Raw genomic sequence first — 17122 nt, forward strand, 5'->3', positions numbered from 1 at the left:
TTCAACTGGAAAAGTTATGCACAGGCCAGAAACAACAACGCCCCGTCGAGACGGGGCGTTGTATGTTCAGACGCTGATTACTTCTTGGCAGCAGGAGCAGCCGGTGCGTCAGGAGCGTCAGCCTTGGACGGATCCTTGATGGCCAGCAGTTCCAGGTCGAATACCAGCACGGAGTTGGCTGGAATCGCCGGGCTCGGGCTCTGGGCACCGTAGGCCAGGTCAGACGGGATGTACAACTCGACCTTCTCGCCGACGTGCATCAGTTGCAGGCCTTCGACCCAACCTGGGATCACGCCGCTGACCGGCAGGTCAATCGGGCTGCCGCGATCCACGGAGCTGTCAAAGGTGGTGCCGTTGGTGAGCTTGCCGGTGTAGTGAACCGTCACGACGTCGGTAGGCTTGGGCTGGGCACCGTCCGCTTTCTTCACGATCTTGTATTGCAGACCGGAAGCGGTGGTGACAACGCCGTCTTTCTTGGCGTTTTCTTCGAGGAATTTCTTGCCGGCGGCTGCCGACTCTTCGCTCATCTTGGCCATACGTTCTTCAGCACGCTTCTGCAGTGCGGCGAACGCCTCGACCAACTCGTCGTCTTTCAGCTTCTGTTCTTTCTTGCCGACGGCATCTTCGATGCCTTGGGCTACCGCTTTGGAGTCCAGGTCATCCATGCCTTCTTGAGCAAGGCTTTTGCCCATGTTCAGGCCGATACCGTAGGAAGCTTTTTGCGCCGGGGTTTTCAGCTCTACGCTGGTTTGCGAATCACAACCCGCAAGTACCAGGCTAACCAGGGCCACCGCCGCCGCCAACCGATGCTGTTTCATGCTATTTCCTTGTTCGTGTGCCAAAAGGGCATTCGAGTAAAGTCGCGAGCTTATCAGGCGGCCACGACCAATGGCTACCGGCATGTGAGCAGGAAACTTCTGATAAGTTCACGTGTTTAAAAGCATTTTCATTCATTCTATGGCTCTGCAACGGAAGGCAGGACCGCTGGAACCAGACTCATGGCCACTTGCCGCACTGGTGGCCTGATGGCATAAGAACGACACAACTCGACAAGGATAGTTATCTTGCGCATTTTTTCCCGTGTTTTGCTGATGATTTTCATACTGCTGGGGCTGATCCTGGCGGTGGTGCTCTATTACGTGGTCAACCCGAAGCTGCCGGTTTATGTGCCGGTGGAACAGGTGCACTACCAGGACCAATGGAGCGCCGCAGATCGCCAGACGTATTACTTCACGCCCCAGGGCACCCAGGTCAAGGGCCTGCGCTATGACTGGTTTACGGCACTGGAACTGCCGTTCTCCGAGCAGCGTTTCGCCACGCCCGAATACCTGGCGCGCTTCGGTTTCCTGGTAGACCCAAAACAGGTGCCCACTGCGCAGAACCCCGGCAACCTGCCGGTGGGTTTCGCCCGGCATACAAACCCCGGCAGCCGTGATGAGTTCCTCGACATCACCTGCGCCGCCTGCCACACCGGCCAGTTGAATTTCAAAGGCCAGGGCCTGCGTATCGACGGCGGCCCGGCGCAACATGTGTTGCCGTCCAGCGTACCGACGCTGCGCGGTGGCAGCTTCGGCCAGGCGCTGGTGGCCAGCCTCACCTCGACCTACTACAACCCCTGGAAATTCGAGCGTTTTGCCCATACCGTCCTGGGACACGACTACAACGACCAGAGCAAAGCGCAACTGCGCCAGGACTTCAAAAAGTCCCTGGACAACTTCCTCAAGGTTGCCTGGAACGACACCCACCGCGGCCTCTACCCTACCGAAGAAGGCCCGGGCCGTACCGACGCCTTTGGCCGCATCGCCAACGCGAGCTTCGGCGACGCCATTTCCCCGGACAACTACCGCATCGCCAACGCCCCGGTGGACTACCCGCAACTGTGGGACATCTGGACCTTCGACTGGGTGCAATGGAACGGCTCGGCCCAGCAGCCCATGGCCCGCAACATCGGCGAAGCCCTGGGCGTCGGCGCCACGCTGGACTTCTTCGACAGCGCCGGCCAGCCGCTCAAGGGCGATGCGCGCTATCCCTCCAGCGTGCGGGTACGCGACCTGAGTACCCTCGAAGAAACCCTGAAACGCCTCAAGCCGCCGACCTGGCCGGAAGACCTGTTCGGCGCCATCGACAAACCACTGGCCGCCCAAGGCCGCGCACTGTTCGCCGAAAACTGTGCCGGCTGCCACGTGCCGGCGGTGTCCCAGGTCGATGGCCGCCCCGTGCGGCAACTGAAAATGCTCCCGGTGGAGGTGATCGGCACCGACCCCAATACTGCCAACAATATCGCTGACCACCGCTTCGACCTCAGCGCCCTGCAATGGGACCCGGCGGAGCTGGCAAAAATGAACGTCGAACTGCACCCCACGCCCACCGAACCGCTGGACTTGCGCAGCCTCTCTTCAGCCAAAGGCCTGGCCTACATCACTGCCTTTGTCGAAGAGCACGCCTACCGCGCCGCCGGCGTGACACCCGCCGAACGTCCTCAGCTGGACGGTTTCGGCCTGCCCATCGGCGTGCGCGAACTGCGCGCCTACAAGGCTCGGCCCCTGGCCGGGGTGTGGGCGACGCCGCCGTTCCTGCACAACGGCTCGGTGCCGACGATCTACCAATTGCTCTCGCCCCAGGACGAGCGCAGCCCGACCTTCTATAAAGGCACCTTTGAATACGACCCGCGCCACCTGGGCTATCAAACGGCAGCGTTCCCCAACGCCTTCCTGTTCGATACGCGCATCACCGGCAACCACAACAGCGGCCATGAATTCCGCGCGGGGCAACGTGGCAACGGAGTGATTGGCCGAGGCTTGCTGCCCCAGGAACGCTGGGCGCTGCTGGAATATTTGAAAGTGCTGGGCGGCCCGCTGGAACAGCAACTGCCCTGACCCACCGACTTCGCAGAAAAGGATTTTAAAATGCTCGCTCGACTTTGGCTGCGCCTCGGCGCGTTTCTCGGCAAGACCGTGTTATGGCTGGTGGGCCTGGGGCTGCTGGGCTGGTTGCTGTCCACCCTGTGGTTCAGCTGGCAGCACAGCGGCCCGGTGTCGCCGGATGAACAGATTCCTCCGGGGGAAGCGGCCATGACCCAGGGCATCATCCAGACTGCGGTGCGCATCGTTGATCAACACCGCGAAGGCACGCGCTACCTGCGGGATGCGCATGCCAAGGCCCATGGCTGCGTGAAGGCCGAGGTCAGCGTACTGCCGGACCTCGACCCGGCCCTGCGCCAGGGTGTATTCGCCGAGCCGGGCAAGACCTGGCAGGCGATGATGCGTCTGTCCAACGGCAATGCGTATCCGCAGTTCGACAGCATCCGGGACGCCCGGGGCATGGCGATCAAGTTGCTGGACGTGCCGGGCAAACAGTTGCTGGCGGATCAGCAGGCACGGGGTGAGCAGGATTTTGTGATGTTCAGCCATCCGAACTTTTTTGTCAGTGATGTGGCGGAGTATGCGCAGAACATTTCGGCTCAGGCTGATGGCAAGAAAGTCATGGCGTTTTTCCCCGGGGTGGATCCGCGCAGTTGGCAGGTGCGGCATCTGTTTATCGCGCTTGCGACGTTGGCGCCACCGCCGGTGAGCCCTGTGCAGACGACTTACTTTTCGGTGTCGCCGTATAGGTTTGGGACGGCGAATGTGAAGTTTCGGGTGGCGCCGGATCCGCAAGGTTGTCCTGCGTATGTGCTGCCCAAGCAGAATCAGGATCTGCCGAACTTTTTGCGCAGTGCGTTGAATCAGCAACTGTCCAACGACCGGGTGGCGGCGTGTTTTGTGTTGCAGGTTCAGCGGCAGAATCCGCAGAAGTTCATGCCGATCGAGGACACCAGCATTGAATGGAAAGAGAGTGATGCGCCGTTTGAGACGGTGGCCAAGGTGGTGATTCCGGCGCAGGATTTTGATACGCCCGAGTTGAATCTGGCGTGTGATAACCAGTCGTTCAATCCGTGGTTTGGGGTGGAGGCGCATCGGCCGATCGGGGGGATTAATCGATTGCGTAAGGCGGTGTATGAGGCGGTCAGTGATTATCGGCATAGCCGGAATTTGTAGTGCCCTGGGGTTGGGGGCATATCCGTTATTTGGGTGATGGCTGGTATGGGTTCCGCTCTTACAGCGGCTCACTTTTGAACAGCGCAAAAGTAAGCAAAACGCTCTTGCCCCACCACTCGGCACCTCGCTAATGCTCGGTGTGCCCTTGTAAGATTGTTTTCACCTGCTTCAGACCTTAGTGCCCTCTGATTTCGAGATCGTGAGTGAGCATGGGTCGGAGCAGGTTCCTTCCTAAACTAGTCCGAACGGTTGCCTGGGCGCAAAGCCCGATTCTGCAAGGTTGGACGTGAGGAAAACGCTATGGACCATGACTCTGCGTTCGTCGGAATTGATGTTTCCAAAAACAAGCTCGACTCATTCGTCAGCACTACTGGCCAAGTCGAACAGTTTTCCAATACTCAAGAAGATATCCAGCGTTTAGCTAAACATCTCAAGGCTCAGGAGCCGGTTTTGGTGGTGCTGGAAGCGACTGGTGGATATGAGCGGCTTGCCGCTGCCGAGCTTTGTGCTGCTGGATTACCCGTTGTTGTTGTCAATCCCCGTCAGGTTCGTGATTTCGCCAAGGCGACCGGTAGGCTGGCGAAAACCGACGCTCTGGATGCCCAGGTGATTGCGGAGTTTGCCCAGGCGGTCAAACCCGAGATTCGGGAGATGCCAGATGAACACGCTCGTGAACTGGCGGATCTACTGACTCGACGCCGCCAGCTCATCGATATGATCGTGGCGGAAGAGTCTCGACTGAAACAGGCGGTATTCAAGGCACTTCGACGGGACATCAAGGCACATATCGTCTGGCTTCAAAAGCGCCTTAAAAGCACAGACGATGACTTGCACGAAGCGATCAAAGCTTCGCCGGCTTGGAAGGCCAATTATGATTTGCTGCGCGAGGTATCGGGCGTTGGCAATGTGCTCGCACTTTCGCTGCTGGCAATGGTTCCGGAGCTGGGTAAGGTTAATCGCAAACAAGTGGCTGCATTGGTTGGTGTGGCCCCTTTTAACTGCGATAGCGGCCTCTACAAAGGACGTAGACGGATATGGGGTGGTCGAGCTGAGGTGCGAAGTGTCCTTTACATGGCTGTCTTATCCTCGAAGAGCCATAACCCGGTGATCGAGAGGTTTTACAACCATCTGCTTGCTGCAGGGAAGACGAAGAAAGTAGCGCTGGTGGCATGCATGAGAAAGTTGCTGACGATCCTGAATGCGATGGTGCGCGATCAAAAGCATTTCGCTGAAATGGCTTGAATTTCGACACGGTTGCTCACTCCGGCATTACTCCGCGGGCCGCCGCGACGGGGCGTCCCTGCCCCGTCGCGGCTAAACCGGCGTCCTGCCGGTTTACCCGCTCCGCACCACCTGCGTTCGGCCAGCGTGGTTTAACGGGGCGCCCAAGATCAAGATCAAAAGCAGATCAAGAACACAGCGGCCTACAGGCCGGCTTGAGTGGTGTGGAGCAAAGGCAACATCAAGATCAAAATCTACAGCGGGCACGGTCAACTGTGGGAGCTGGCTTGCCTGCGATAGCATCGCCTCGGTGTACCTGAAAAACCGAGGTGTCTGCATCGCAGGCAAGCCAGCTCCCACAGAAAAGCAGTGCTGCATCCGTTTCAGATTTGGTTTTCGCTTTGGCTTTGGCTTTTGATCTGGCTTCTACCACTCAAGCCGGCCTGTAGGCCGCTGTGCTTTTGCTTTTGATCTTGATCTGACTGCCCCAATAAGCCCGAGGCCGAACGCAGGTGGTGCGGAGCGGGTAAACCGGCAGGACGCCGGTTTAGCCGCGCTGGGCCAAGGATGGCCCATCGCGGCGGCCCGCGGAGCATCGCCGGAGTGAGGGAACACCGAGCCTAGGCGAGGTGCCGACAGGCGGGGCAGAGCCCTTTGCTTACTTTGGGCTGGGCCGGCATTCCGGCTTTTCCAAAGTGAGTCGCTGTAAGAGCGAAACCATAAGTAGCCTTCACCTAAAAAACGGATATACACACAACAGCCACGTAAAGAACCCGTATAGATTCAACCCAAGCCATAACGTTTACGTCGTCTCTATTGAGCAACTAATCCCCCTCCACTACTGTGAACTCCACACCAATCACCCCCGCAGGAAGTCATCATGGAAAGTTCAACTTTAGGCATGATCGTCCTCTCAATGATCGCCCTGTTCGGCGCCGCCGCGTTCTGCTTCGAACAACTCGCCACCCGCGAATCAAAGAAAAAGAAAGCCAAATAAGCTGATCATCAAAAGCAGCAGAACCCCAGACTTTCAAGGGATACCCCACCCCCGGGCTATCCCTTGTTTTCGTTCGCCCACCCCAAACCCATCTATACACCGTCTTAATACCCGCACCGGCAATCAGTGCCCGAACTTGACGCCCAACCTCTTAACCTCCCCGCGTCCGCAATCGCGGCTTATTAATCAGGGGAGTTCCACCGTGCTCACACTCAAGTTCATCTATATCGCCAGCGGCTTATGCGCCGTCGGGCTGTTCGCTTATCTGGGCTATGCCCTCATTCGCGCCGAAAAGTTCTAGGGAGCCCGCCATGTACGACGTGATTTTTATCGGCCTCTCCCTGGTGTTTTTTGCCGCGACAGCCATGGCCATTGTCGCCATGGGCAAGATTTGAACGGAGCCTCGACATGCTAAGCACTTTGCTGGAATTTGCGCTGGTCCTGGGGTTGATGACCGGGCTCGCCGTGCTGATGGGCAAGTGGCTGACCCGGGTTTTCACCGGGACCCGCCACGCCCTGCCGGAACGTTATACCTACCGCCTGCTGGGCATCGACCCGCTGGAAACCATGGGCTGGGCCCGCTACGGTTCTGCCCTGTTGCTGTCCAACGCGGCGATGATGCTGCTCGGCTACTTCATCCTGCGACTGCAAGCAGTGATGCCGATCAACCCACTCGGGCTGGCAGCGCAAACCCCGGACCTGGCGTTCAACACCGCCGCCTCTTTTATTACCAACACCAACTGGCAGGCGTACTCGGGCGAAACCAGCCTGTCGAACTTCAGCCAGATGGCCGTGATCACCTTCCTGATGTTTGTCGGTGCCACGTCGGGGGTGGTCGCCGCCGCCGGCTTCATCCGCGGTTTGAGCCGCTCAAGCTCGGCGGATATCGGTAACTTCTGGGTCGACTTCACTCGCACCCTGTACCGTGTGATGCTGCCCTTGTGCGTGGGCATGGCGCTGGTTTATGTGTGGCAAGGCATGCCGCAGACCTTTGCCTCGCAAGCCCTGGCCACAACGCTTGAAGGCGCGCAGCAACAGTTGATTGTCGGCGCGGTGGCGAGCTTTGAATCGATCAAGCATATCGGCACCAACGGCGGCGGCTTCTTCAGCATGAACGCCGCGCACCCGTTCGAAAACCCGACACCGCTGACCAACGCCCTGCATATCCTGAGCATGTTGCTGATCCCGTCGGCGCTGACTTACACCTTCGGCAGCATGCTGTTGCAACGCCGTCAGGGCTGGGTGTTTTTCGGCACGTTCCTGGTGATGTTCATCGGCTTTCTCGCGCTGGTGTATGGCGCTGAGCAAAACGGCAACCCGCTGCTGACCCAGGCCGGCGCCAACCAGACGCTGTCCATCGAGCAAAGCGGCGGCAATATGGAAGGCAAGGAGCTGCGTTTCGGCATCGCCGACAGCAGTCTGTTTATCGCCACCACCACTGCGGCCACCACCGGCTCGGTCAACGCGATGCACGACTCGTTGACCCCTATGGGCGGCTTCGTGCCCCTGGCGCAGATGATGCTCAACTGCGTGTTCGGCGGCGACGGCGTGGGCTTTATCAACCTGATCCAGTACGCGCTGCTGACAGTGTTCCTGGTGGGCATGATGATTGGCCGCAGCCCGGAATTCCTCGGCAAGAAGATCGAGGCCCGGGAGATGAAACTGGTGATGCTCTCGGTGCTCGCGCACCCCATCAGCATCCTCGGTTTCACCGCCCTTGCCGCCTTGTGGCCCGACACCATGGCCAGCCTGAATAACCTCGGCCCACACGGGTTCAGCGAGGTGCTCTACGCCTACACCTCGGGCACCGCCAACAACGGTTCGGCGTTCGCCGGGCTGAACGCCAACACGCCGTTTTTCAACACCACCATTGGCCTCGCGATGTTGATCGGGCGCTTCTTCACCATGCTGCCGATGCTCGCCGTGGCGGGCTCCCTGGCGATGAAAAAGACCGTGCCTGCCGGCGCCGGCACCATTCCCACCGCGACGCCATTGTTCATGGTGCTGGTGGTGTTTGTAGTGCTGGTAGTGGGTGGCCTGACTTTCCTGCCGGCGCTCGCGCTCGGCCCGCTGGTGGAGCAACTGCAGTTGCTGTCCGGCCAGACGTATAACTAAGGACACGTTGATGACGACTCAATCGATATTCAAAGGGCTGTTGCGCCCGGTGCTGGTCTCGGCGGTGTTTTTCATGGCGCTGACCGGCCTCGCCTACCCGATCTTCACCACCTTCGCCGCGCAGTTGCTGTTCCCGTTCCAGGCCCAGGGTTCGCTGATTGAACGTGACGGGCTGGTGGTTGGCTCGGCGTTGATCGGCCAGGATTTCACCCAGCCTGGCTACTTCCATGGCCGCCCGAGCATGACCCTCGGCGCCGACCCGCAAGACCCGGGCAAAAGCGTCTCGCAGCCCTACAACGCAGGCTCCAGCGGCGCCAGCAACCTGGGCCCGACCAGCCAGAAACTGGTGGACCAGGCCGCGGCCCGCGTTAAAGCCTACCGCCAGGACAACGGCCTCGCCCCCGACGCCCAGGTACCGGTGGATGCAGTCACCGCCTCCGCCTCCGGCCTGGACCCGCATATCTCGGTGGCCAACGCGCGCATCCAGTTGGCACGGGTCGCCCGCCTGCGGCAGATCCCCGAAGCCGATGTGCTGCAACTGGTGAACGAAAACACCGCCAGCCGCACCTTCGGTTTGCTCGGCGAACCCCGGGTCAATGTGCTGCAACTCAACCTCGCGCTGGACGCCCGCCTGCCCCTGCGTCAGCCCCCCTTGCGGCCAGTGAGTAAGAGATTCCCCCATGATCAAGAAAGCTCGTTTACCTCTGTTTGACCGCGCCATCGTGCTCACTGCCTGCGGCGATGCGTTCAAGAAACTGCTGCCCCAGGCGCAGTGGAAAAACCCGGTGATGTTCGTGGTGTACCTGGGCAGCATCCTCACTACCCTGCTGTGGTTCCAGTCCCTCGGCGGCCAGGGTGAAGCACCCAGCGGGTTTATCCTCAGTATCAGCTTGTGGCTGTGGTTCACCGTGCTGTTCGCCAACTTCGCCGAGGCCCTGGCCGAGGGCCGCAGCCGCGCCCAGGCCGCCAGCCTGCGCGGGATGAAGCGCCAGACCCTGGCCAAGCTGCTGCAACAACCCAAACACGGCGCGGCGTGGCTGCCGACCGAAGCGACGCTGTTGCGCAAAGACCAGGTGGTGCTGATCGAAGCCGGCGACCTGGTGCCGCTGGACGGCGTGGTGATCGAAGGCGTGGCCTCGGTGGATGAAAGCGCAATCACCGGCGAATCGGCGCCGGTGATTCGCGAAGCCGGCGGCGACTTTTCCTCGGTCACCGGCGGCACGCGGGTGCTGTCGGACTGGCTGGTGGTGCGCATCAGCGTCAACCCGGGAGAATCATTCCTCGACCGCATGATCTCGATGGTCGAATCCGCCAAGCGCCAGAAGACCCCCAACGAAGTCGCCCTGACGATTTTGCTGGTGGGCCTGACCCTGTTGTTCCTGCTGGTGATCGCCACGCTGAGTCCGTACTCGATCTTCGCCGTGGCCATGAGCGGCAGCGGCAGCGTGGTCAGCGCCACGGTGCTGGTGGCGTTGCTGGTGTGCCTGATCCCCACCACCATCGGCGGCCTGCTCTCGGCCATCGGCGTGGCGGGCATGAGCCGGATGATGTCGGCCAATGTGATCGCCACCTCGGGCCGTGCCGTTGAGGCAGCGGGTGACATCGATGTGTTGCTGCTGGACAAGACCGGCACCATCACCCTGGGCAATCGCCAGGCCAGCAGTTTCCTGCCGGCCCCGGGGGTCAAGGAAGCCGAACTGGCCGACGCGGCGCAACTGGCGTCCCTGGCCGACGAAACCCCGGAAGGCCGCAGCATCGTGGTGTTGGCCAAGCAGAAATTCGACATCCGCGCGCGGGACATCAACGCCCTGGGCGCAAGCTTTGTGCACTTCACCGCCCAGACCCGCATGAGCGGTGTCGACCTGCCCGAAGGCCGAGGCATTCGCAAAGGCGCAGCGGATGCCATCCGCAGTCATATCGAAGCGCTGGGCGGGAGTTTCCCGGCAGCCCTGCAGGCCAAGGTCGACGAAGTATCGCGACGCGGCAGCACGCCGCTGGTGGTGTCCGACGGTGCCAAAGCCCTGGGAGTAGTCGAGCTCAAGGACGTGGTCAAGGGCGGCATCAAGGAGCGTTTTGCCGAACTGCGGCGCATGGGCATCAAGACCGTGATGATCACCGGCGACAACCGCCTCACCGCCGCCGCGATTGCGGTGGAAGCCGGCGTGGATGACTTCCTGGCCGAGGCGCGCCCGGAAGACAAGTTGCAACTGATCCGCGACTACCTGGCCCAGGGCAAGCTCGTGGCCATGACCGGCGATGGCACCAACGACGCCCCGGCACTGGCCCAGGCCGACGTGGCGGTGGCAATGAACAGCGGCACTCAGGCGGCGAAAGAGGCCGGCAACATGGTCGACCTCGACAGCAACCCGACCAAGCTGATTGAGGTGGTCGAGGTCGGCAAACAGATGCTGATGACCCGCGGCGCGCTCACCACCTTCAGCGTGGCGAACGATGTGGCGAAGTACTTCGCGATCATCCCGGCGGCGTTTGTCGCGACCTACCCGCAGCTCGGTGCGTTGAACGTGATGCACCTGACCAGCCCCAACTCGGCGATTCTCAGCGCGGTGATCTTCAACGCGTTGATCATTGTCGCGTTGATTCCGCTGGCCCTGCGCGGCGTGACCTACCGCGCGATGGGTGCGGCGGCGTTGCTCAATCGCAACCTGTTGATCTATGGCCTGGGCGGCGTGCTGGTGCCGTTTGCCGGGATCAAGCTGATTGACCTGGTGCTGACCGGGCTGGGTCTCGCGTAGCACCGCAAATCCACTGTGTGAGCGGGCTTGCTGTGGCGAGCCCGCTCACACAATTGAACCGCATTTACCAGGAATGACATGCCCGCATTAAACGAAGAACGCCCCGACCCCGACGCCCTGCTCGCCCGGGTCCAGCAGGAAGAACAGGCCGCCTTGCGCGGCAAATTGCGTATCTACTTCGGCTCCAACGCCGGTGTGGGCAAGACCTGCGCCATGCTCGACGCGGCGCAACGGGAAGTCAGCCTGGGCCGTGACGTACTCGCCGGCGTGGTGGAAACCCACGGCCGCGAGGAAACCGCCGACCTGCTCAACGGCCTTGAACAACTGCCCCGCGCCCACCGCCTGCACCGCGACTTTGCCCTCACCGAATTCGACCTCGACGCCGCCCTGCAACGCCGACCCGCCGTGCTGCTGGTGGATGAACTGGCCCACAGCAACGTGCCCGGCTCGCGCCACCCGAAACGCTGGCAAGACGTGGAAGAACTGCTGAGCGCCGGCATCGATGTGTGGACCACCCTCAACGTCCAGCACCTGGAAAGCCTTAACGATCTGGTGAGTGGGATCATTGGCATTCGGGTGCGGGAAACTGTACCCGACCACGTGTTCGACAACGCCCACGAAGTGGTGGTGGTCGACCTGCCGCCGGATGACCTGCTGCAACGTTTAAAAGACGGCAAGGTGTACCTGGGCCCCCAGGCCGAGCGCGCGTCGCGGCACTTTTTTCGCAAGGGCAACCTGTTGGCCCTGCGAGAACTGGCCCTGCGCCGCACCGCCGACCGGGTCGACACGCAGATGCGCGTGTACCGTCGCGAACAGTCGATCAAGACCCTGTGGCCCGCCCGCGAGCGGTTGCTGGTGGGCGTGGCCGGTGACGCCGGGGATGAGCGCCTGGTGCGCGAAGCTGCACGCCTGGCGCAAAAGCTCGAAGCCGACTGGATCGTGGTGCACGTCGCCGCAGCCCAGGGGCGCGGCGCCAGGCGCTACCTCACGGCGATGAAAACCCTGGCCCTGGCCAGCGAATTCGGCGCCGACACGGCAACATTGCCGGGCATGGACGTCGCCGAAGCGCTGGCCGCCTGTGCCCGGGAACACAACGCCAATCGCCTGGTACTCGGCCATCACCCGCGCCGGGCATGGCGGTTCTGGCATCAGTCGGTGGGCGACCGGATCAGCCGGCATCATCCGCAAATCGACCAGATCGTGATTGCCCACGGCTTATTGCCTGCCACAGCCCCGCCCCATGAAAAACCGACGCCGGCGCCCGGCAAAACCCTGGCCTATCTCTGGGCGACCCTCGCCTGCTTCACCGCCAGCGCCATCGCCTCGCTGCTGCTGCAAGTGTTCGAGCTGGCCAACGTGGTGATGCTGTTCCTGCTCACGGTAGTGCTGGTGGCCCTGCGTTTCGGGCGCGGCCCCGGCGTCTGGGCGGCGATGCTGGCAGTGCTGTGTTTCGACTTCTTTTTCGTCCAGCCGCGCTACTCGTTTACGGTCAATGACACGCAGTATTTCTTCACCTTTGCGCTGATGCTCGGCATCGCCCTGATCACCGGGCAACTCACCGCCCGCCTGCGCCACGAAGCCCGCACCGCCGCCGCCCGGGAACGCCGCGCCACCTCGCTGGCACGCCTGGCCCGCGACCTGTCGGCGGCGCTGACCGTGGAGCAGATCAGCGAAGTCGCGCTGCGCACCTTCAGTGGCGTGTTCGAGGCGCGGGTCGGCCTGGCCCTGCCGGACGCCGCCGATGGCGTGCACAGCGTGGGCGCAGGTGGCTTGCCGATCGACGACAGCATCGCCCAGTGGACCTACGACCACGGCCAGTCCGCCGGCCAGGGCACCGACACCTTATCCGCCGCCAAGGGCTGCTACCTGCCGCTCAAGGCACCGATGCGCGTGCGCGGCGTGCTGGTGCTGGAACTGGCACAAAGCGAACGCCTCAACGAGCCCGAAGAACGCCGCCTGCTGGAAGCCTGCATGAGCCAGTTGGCGATTGCCCTGGAGCGTGTGCACTTCGTCGAAGTGGCGCAAAGCACCCTGGTGCAGATGGAAGGCGAGAAGATGCGCAACACCCTGCTCGCGGCTATTTCCCACGACTTGCGCACACCGCTGACCACCCTGATCGGCGCCGCCGACACCGCCTTGCCCCATGCGCCGCCAGGACCGCTGACCGAGCTGCTGCAGGGCATTCATGAGCAGGCCACTTCCATGCAACGCCTGATCGAAAACCTGCTGGACATGGCCCGCATGCAAGAGCGTGGCGTGCGGCTCAACCGGCAATGGCACTTGCTGGAAGAAATCGTCGGCAGCGCCTTGCGCCAATTGCGCGAACCGCTGGCCCGGCATGTGCTGCACACCACATTGGACCCGCAGTTGCCGCTGGTGGAAGTCGACGCGCTGTTGATCGAACGGGTGCTGGTCAACCTGCTGGACAACGCTGCCAAGTACACCCCGCCCGGCACCGTCATCACCGTGGCCGCCCGCACCGTTTCGGACAGCATCCTGCTGGAAGTCAGCGACACCGGCCCGGGCAGCGCGCCGGCCAATCTGTTCGAACCGTTTGCCCGTGGCCAGCAGGAGTCTTCCGTCGCCGGCATCGGCCTGGGGCTGGCCCTGGCCAAGCGCATCGTCGAAGCCCACGGCGGGCGCATCGAAGCCAAGCCTGGCCGCGAGCGCGGCATGCATTTCGTCATCACTTTACCGGCGGGCACCCCGCCCTCAATGGACGCCCTATGAGCACTGCACGCATTCTGATTGTTGAAGACGAGGCCAATATCCGCCGCTTTGTCGGCATAGCCCTGCAGGATGAGGGCTTCCAGGTATTCGAGGCCGACAGCGTCAAGCGCGCGTTGATCCACGCCTCCAGCCGTCAGCCAGACCTGGTGATCGTCGACCTCGGCCTGCCGGACGGCGACGGCAAACAGTTGATCAGCGAGCTGAGGGGGTGGCTGGCGGTGCCGATCCTGGTGCTGTCGGCGCGGGATCGCGAAGAGGAAAAAGTCGCCGCCCTGGATGCCGGCGCCGATGACTACCTGACCAAACCTTTCGGCGTGCCCGAGTTGCTGGCGCGCATCCGTGCGCAACTGCGTCGACACGGGCAAACCGGCACGGTGGCGTCCACCAGCAAGGTGGCGTTTGGCGAGATTGAAGTGGACCTGGCGACCCATGAAGTGTGGCGCCAGGGACTGCCGGTGCACCTGACGCCCATCGAATACCGCCTGCTGTGCGCGATGATTCGCGGGCAAAGCCGGGTGCTCACCCATCGCCAATTACTGCTCGAAGTGTGGGGCCTGGATTACGTGGACCGCGCCCACTATTTGCGGGTGCATATGGCCCATCTGCGGCAAAAGCTGGAGGCGGACCCGGCCCAGCCGCAGTACTTCATTACCGAGTTGCAGGTGGGCTACCGGCTGGTGGGGTTGTGAACAGATGGGCGGCGGCGAAGTCGACAAACACGCGGATCTTCGGTGACAGGTGCCGGCTGGATGGCCACAGTGCCCAGAACTGGCCCTGGTCATCGGAATGGCCGTCGAGCACAGTTTCCAGCTGGCCTTGGGCGAGGGCCTCGCGGGCCAGGAAGTCCGGCACGTAGGCAATGCCATGGCCGTCCATCGCAGCCCTGAGCATGGCCTCCATGTTGTTCAAGGTCAGCGCGGTGGGCAGGCGCAATTGGGTGATGGCCGGGTTGGCGGACAAGGTCCAGTCCATGATTTTTCCGGTGGTGGCGAAGCGGTAACGCAGACACGGGTGGTGCTCGAGGTCGCCCAGGGATTGCGGCCGACCGTTGGCGCGCAGGTACTCGGGCGACGCACACAACACAAACCTGAACGGCCCCAGCCTGCGGGCCATCAGGGTCGAATCCGCCAGGCCGCCGCTGCGGATGACCACGTCGAAGCCCTCCTCGATCACGTCCACCAGGTGGTCATTGAAATCCAGTTCCAGTTCGATCTCCGGGTAGGCTTTGCGGAACGCCATCATGTGGGGAAAAAGAAAGCGATAGCCGATGGTGGGCAGGCTGACCCGCAACTTGCCCCGGGGCGCCTGCATGGCATGGGAGAGCATGGCGCGGGCGTCTTGCAGGTCGTCGAGAATTTTCCGGCAGCGCTCATAGAACAGTTGGCCTTCGGCGGTCAGGCTGACCTTGCGCGTGCTGCGGTGCAACAGTCGCACATTCAACGACGCCTCTAGCTTGACGACGTTCTTGCCCACCGCCGAGGCGGAAATCCCCATCGCGCGGGCCGCACCGGTGAAGCTCAGGGCTTCGGCCGTTTTCACAAAGGCGATCACGCCACTCAGATTATCCATCACGCCATTACATCCATAGGGTCCGCTATGAACGGAATGTAAGCCCGTTTATCCATAATTGCATCCTGATTAGAGTCTTTACATCTTCAGACCTGCGGGAATAACCCATGAACATCACACACGAACCTGTGCCCGCCCCTGGCCGATATTCCATCCTGGCCGCGATTTGCCTGGCCGCCCTGGTATTGCCCATGAGCTTCACCGGCGGCGCCGTCGCCACGCCGCTTATCGGCCGGGCGTTTGCCGCCCAGCCCAGCCAACTGGCGTGGATCACCAACGCCTTCATGCTGAGTTTCGGCAGCCTGCTGATGGCCGCCGGCACCCTCGCCGATCTGTATGGGAGAAAGCGCCTTTTCTTGTGGGGCATGGCACTGTTCACCGTGGTCTCCGTGCTACTGGCAATGGCGCCGGGGATTTTCTGGCTGGATATATTGCGTGGCGTGCAGGGCGTCGCGGCGGCCACGGCGCTGGCCAGTGGCTGTGCCGCGCTGGCCCAGGAGTTTGACGGCCACGCGCGCACCCGCGCCTTCAGCTTGCTGGGCACCACGTTCGGTGCAGGCCTGGCGTTCGGGCCGTTGCTCTCGGGGTTGATGATCGAGCACTGGGGCTGGCGCGCGATTTTCCTCGGCACCGCCCTGCTCGCCGGCCTCTCGCTGCTGTTTGCCGCGCCCAAAATGCGCGAGAGTCGCGACCCGCAAGCGCTGCGGTTGGATACCACCGGCGTGCTGACCTTTTCGGCCATGCTGGTGGCCCTGACCACGGCGGTGATCCTCGCCCCGGAACACGGTTGGACGTCGCCGCTGGTTGATGCCCTGCTGGTGGCAGCGGCGGTATTTCTGCTGGTGTTTATCCTCGTCGAAAACCGCTCAAGCCAACCGATGCTGGACCTGCGGCTGTTTCGCTTCCCGCGCTTTCTTGGCGTGCAGTTGCTGCCGATCGGCACCTGTTACTGCTACATCGTGCTGATCGTGTTGCTGCCCCTGCGGTTTATCGGTGTGGAAGGCGCCAGCGCGCTGGATGCGGGTTTGATGATGCTGGCGCTGTCGGCACCGATGCTGGTGGTGCCGATGATCGCCGCCGCCCTGACGCGCTGGCTGTCGGCGGGTGTGTTGTGTGCCATTGGCTTGCTGATTGCGGCGGCGGGCCTGTGGGGGTTAAGCCTGGCCGGGCAGCCAGCGCAAACCGTCGCCGCGATGCTGGTGATCGGGATCGGCACGGGGTTGCCGTGGGGCTTGATGGATGGCCTGGCAGTCAGCGTGGTGCCGAAGGAGCGCGCAGGAATGGCGGCGGGTATTTTCAATACGACCCGCGTGGCCAGTGAAGGCGTGGCGTTGGCGATCACGATGGCAGTATTGGGCGCACTGGTTGCGCACCAGTTACGCGGGAACGTAGCGGCGGATGTTTCAGTGATTGCACAAGCGCTGGTGATGGGTGATGTCCTGCAGGCCGGCACGGCGATTCCACTGGCCGAACTGCGCGCGGCCTACCTCGCAGGCTTTAACACCCTGCTGCAATTGCTCGCGGGATTCACCCTGCTGACGGCGATGGTGGTTTTTGCGTTTCTGGCTCGGCGGCCTCCCGCACGGGTCCAGGCAGAATCCGCCCTTCAGTCGCAGGCCTGAATCCCAGGCACAAAAAAGCCCGCTCAACGAGCGGGCTTCCTGTGGTGACCTGGCGTTCAGCGTTCCAGGTAACCTAAA

At 62.1% G+C, this 17122-nt stretch carries 12 protein-coding genes; 10 read left to right on the forward strand and 2 right to left on the reverse strand.

The features are described 5' to 3' along the window. Positions 1-77: 77 nt before the first annotated feature. Positions 78-818: an FKBP-type peptidyl-prolyl cis-trans isomerase gene (locus JFV30_RS19375; RefSeq protein WP_010166430.1), complete on the reverse strand. Its 741-nt coding sequence runs from the start codon at positions 816-818 to the stop codon at positions 78-80. A 246-nt stretch (positions 819-1064) separates the two neighbouring features. On the opposite strand from JFV30_RS19375, the gene JFV30_RS19380 reads away from it, so the two are divergent. From JFV30_RS19380 to JFV30_RS19420, 9 genes are all read left to right on the forward strand, one after another. Next, positions 1065-2876: a di-heme-cytochrome C peroxidase gene (locus JFV30_RS19380; protein ID WP_201124951.1), complete on the forward strand. Its 1812-nt coding sequence runs from the start codon at positions 1065-1067 to the stop codon at positions 2874-2876. 30 nt (positions 2877-2906) lie between these two features. Then, a complete protein-coding gene (locus tag JFV30_RS19385; protein ID WP_201124952.1) occupies positions 2907-4037 on the forward strand; it encodes a catalase family protein in 1131 nt (376 codons plus the stop codon). 300 nt (positions 4038-4337) lie between these two features. Beyond that, positions 4338-5279 (forward strand): IS110 family transposase, encoded by a 942-nt coding sequence (locus tag JFV30_RS19390; protein WP_200645812.1) that lies wholly within the window; start codon positions 4338-4340, stop codon positions 5277-5279. Positions 5280-6457: 1178 nt separating this feature from the next. Then, complete coding sequence (gene kdpF, locus JFV30_RS33530; protein ID WP_003219423.1) at positions 6458-6556, forward strand: K(+)-transporting ATPase subunit F; 99 nt, start codon at positions 6458-6460, stop codon at positions 6554-6556. Between the two features lie 107 nt (positions 6557-6663). Beyond that, a complete protein-coding gene (kdpA, locus tag JFV30_RS19400; protein ID WP_201124953.1) occupies positions 6664-8370 on the forward strand; it encodes a potassium-transporting ATPase subunit KdpA in 1707 nt (568 codons plus the stop codon). A 10-nt stretch (positions 8371-8380) separates the two neighbouring features. Further along, a complete protein-coding gene (kdpC, locus tag JFV30_RS19405; RefSeq protein ID WP_201124954.1) occupies positions 8381-9082 on the forward strand; it encodes a potassium-transporting ATPase subunit KdpC in 702 nt (233 codons plus the stop codon). Then, a complete protein-coding gene (gene kdpB / locus JFV30_RS19410) occupies positions 9051-11123 on the forward strand; it encodes a potassium-transporting ATPase subunit KdpB (RefSeq protein WP_201124955.1) in 2073 nt (690 codons plus the stop codon). Before kdpC ends, kdpB begins: the two co-directional genes overlap by 32 nt. Positions 11124-11201: 78 nt before the next feature. Beyond that, complete coding sequence (locus JFV30_RS19415; protein ID WP_201124956.1) at positions 11202-13853, forward strand: sensor histidine kinase; 2652 nt, start codon at positions 11202-11204, stop codon at positions 13851-13853. Then, positions 13850-14542 (forward strand): response regulator, encoded by a 693-nt coding sequence (locus tag JFV30_RS19420; RefSeq protein ID WP_201124957.1) that lies wholly within the window; start codon positions 13850-13852, stop codon positions 14540-14542. Before JFV30_RS19415 ends, JFV30_RS19420 begins: the two co-directional genes overlap by 4 nt. On the opposite strand, the gene JFV30_RS19425 is transcribed toward JFV30_RS19420, so the two are convergent. Next, positions 14502-15422, reverse strand: coding sequence for a LysR family transcriptional regulator (locus JFV30_RS19425; RefSeq protein ID WP_201124958.1), 921 nt, complete (start codon positions 15420-15422; stop codon positions 14502-14504). The two genes, JFV30_RS19420 and JFV30_RS19425, sit on opposite strands and share 41 nt — an antisense overlap. Before the next feature lie 107 nt (positions 15423-15529). Between JFV30_RS19425 and JFV30_RS19430 the strand changes: the two genes are divergently transcribed. Further along, positions 15530-17044, forward strand: a complete 1515-nt coding sequence (locus JFV30_RS19430; protein ID WP_201124959.1) for an MFS transporter — start codon at positions 15530-15532, stop codon at positions 17042-17044. Positions 17045-17122 lie beyond the last annotated feature (78 nt).

Origin of the sequence: Pseudomonas sp. TH32 (assembly GCF_016650855.1) — a bacterium.
Lineage (GTDB): Bacteria > Pseudomonadota > Gammaproteobacteria > Pseudomonadales > Pseudomonadaceae > Aquipseudomonas.

What these genes read in the sequence shown, in the direction of transcription:
- JFV30_RS19375 (WP_010166430.1), bottom strand. Translation starts at nt 818, where the DNA reads ATGAAACAGCATCGGTTGGCGGCGGCGGTGGCCCTGGTTAGCCTGGTA.
- JFV30_RS19420 (WP_201124957.1), top strand. Translation starts at nt 13,850, where the DNA reads ATGAGCACTGCACGCATTCTGATTGTTGAAGACGAGGCCAATATCCGC.
- JFV30_RS19385 (WP_201124952.1), top strand. Translation starts at nt 2,907, where the DNA reads ATGCTCGCTCGACTTTGGCTGCGCCTCGGCGCGTTTCTCGGCAAGACC.
- kdpC (WP_201124954.1), top strand. Translation starts at nt 8,381, where the DNA reads ATGACGACTCAATCGATATTCAAAGGGCTGTTGCGCCCGGTGCTGGTC.
- JFV30_RS19390 (WP_200645812.1), top strand. Translation starts at nt 4,338, where the DNA reads ATGGACCATGACTCTGCGTTCGTCGGAATTGATGTTTCCAAAAACAAG.
- JFV30_RS19415 (WP_201124956.1), top strand. Translation starts at nt 11,202, where the DNA reads ATGCCCGCATTAAACGAAGAACGCCCCGACCCCGACGCCCTGCTCGCC.
- JFV30_RS19430 (WP_201124959.1), top strand. Translation starts at nt 15,530, where the DNA reads ATGAACATCACACACGAACCTGTGCCCGCCCCTGGCCGATATTCCATC.
- kdpB (WP_201124955.1), top strand. Translation starts at nt 9,051, where the DNA reads ATGATCAAGAAAGCTCGTTTACCTCTGTTTGACCGCGCCATCGTGCTC.
- JFV30_RS19425 (WP_201124958.1), bottom strand. Translation starts at nt 15,422, where the DNA reads ATGGATAATCTGAGTGGCGTGATCGCCTTTGTGAAAACGGCCGAAGCC.
- kdpA (WP_201124953.1), top strand. Translation starts at nt 6,664, where the DNA reads ATGCTAAGCACTTTGCTGGAATTTGCGCTGGTCCTGGGGTTGATGACC.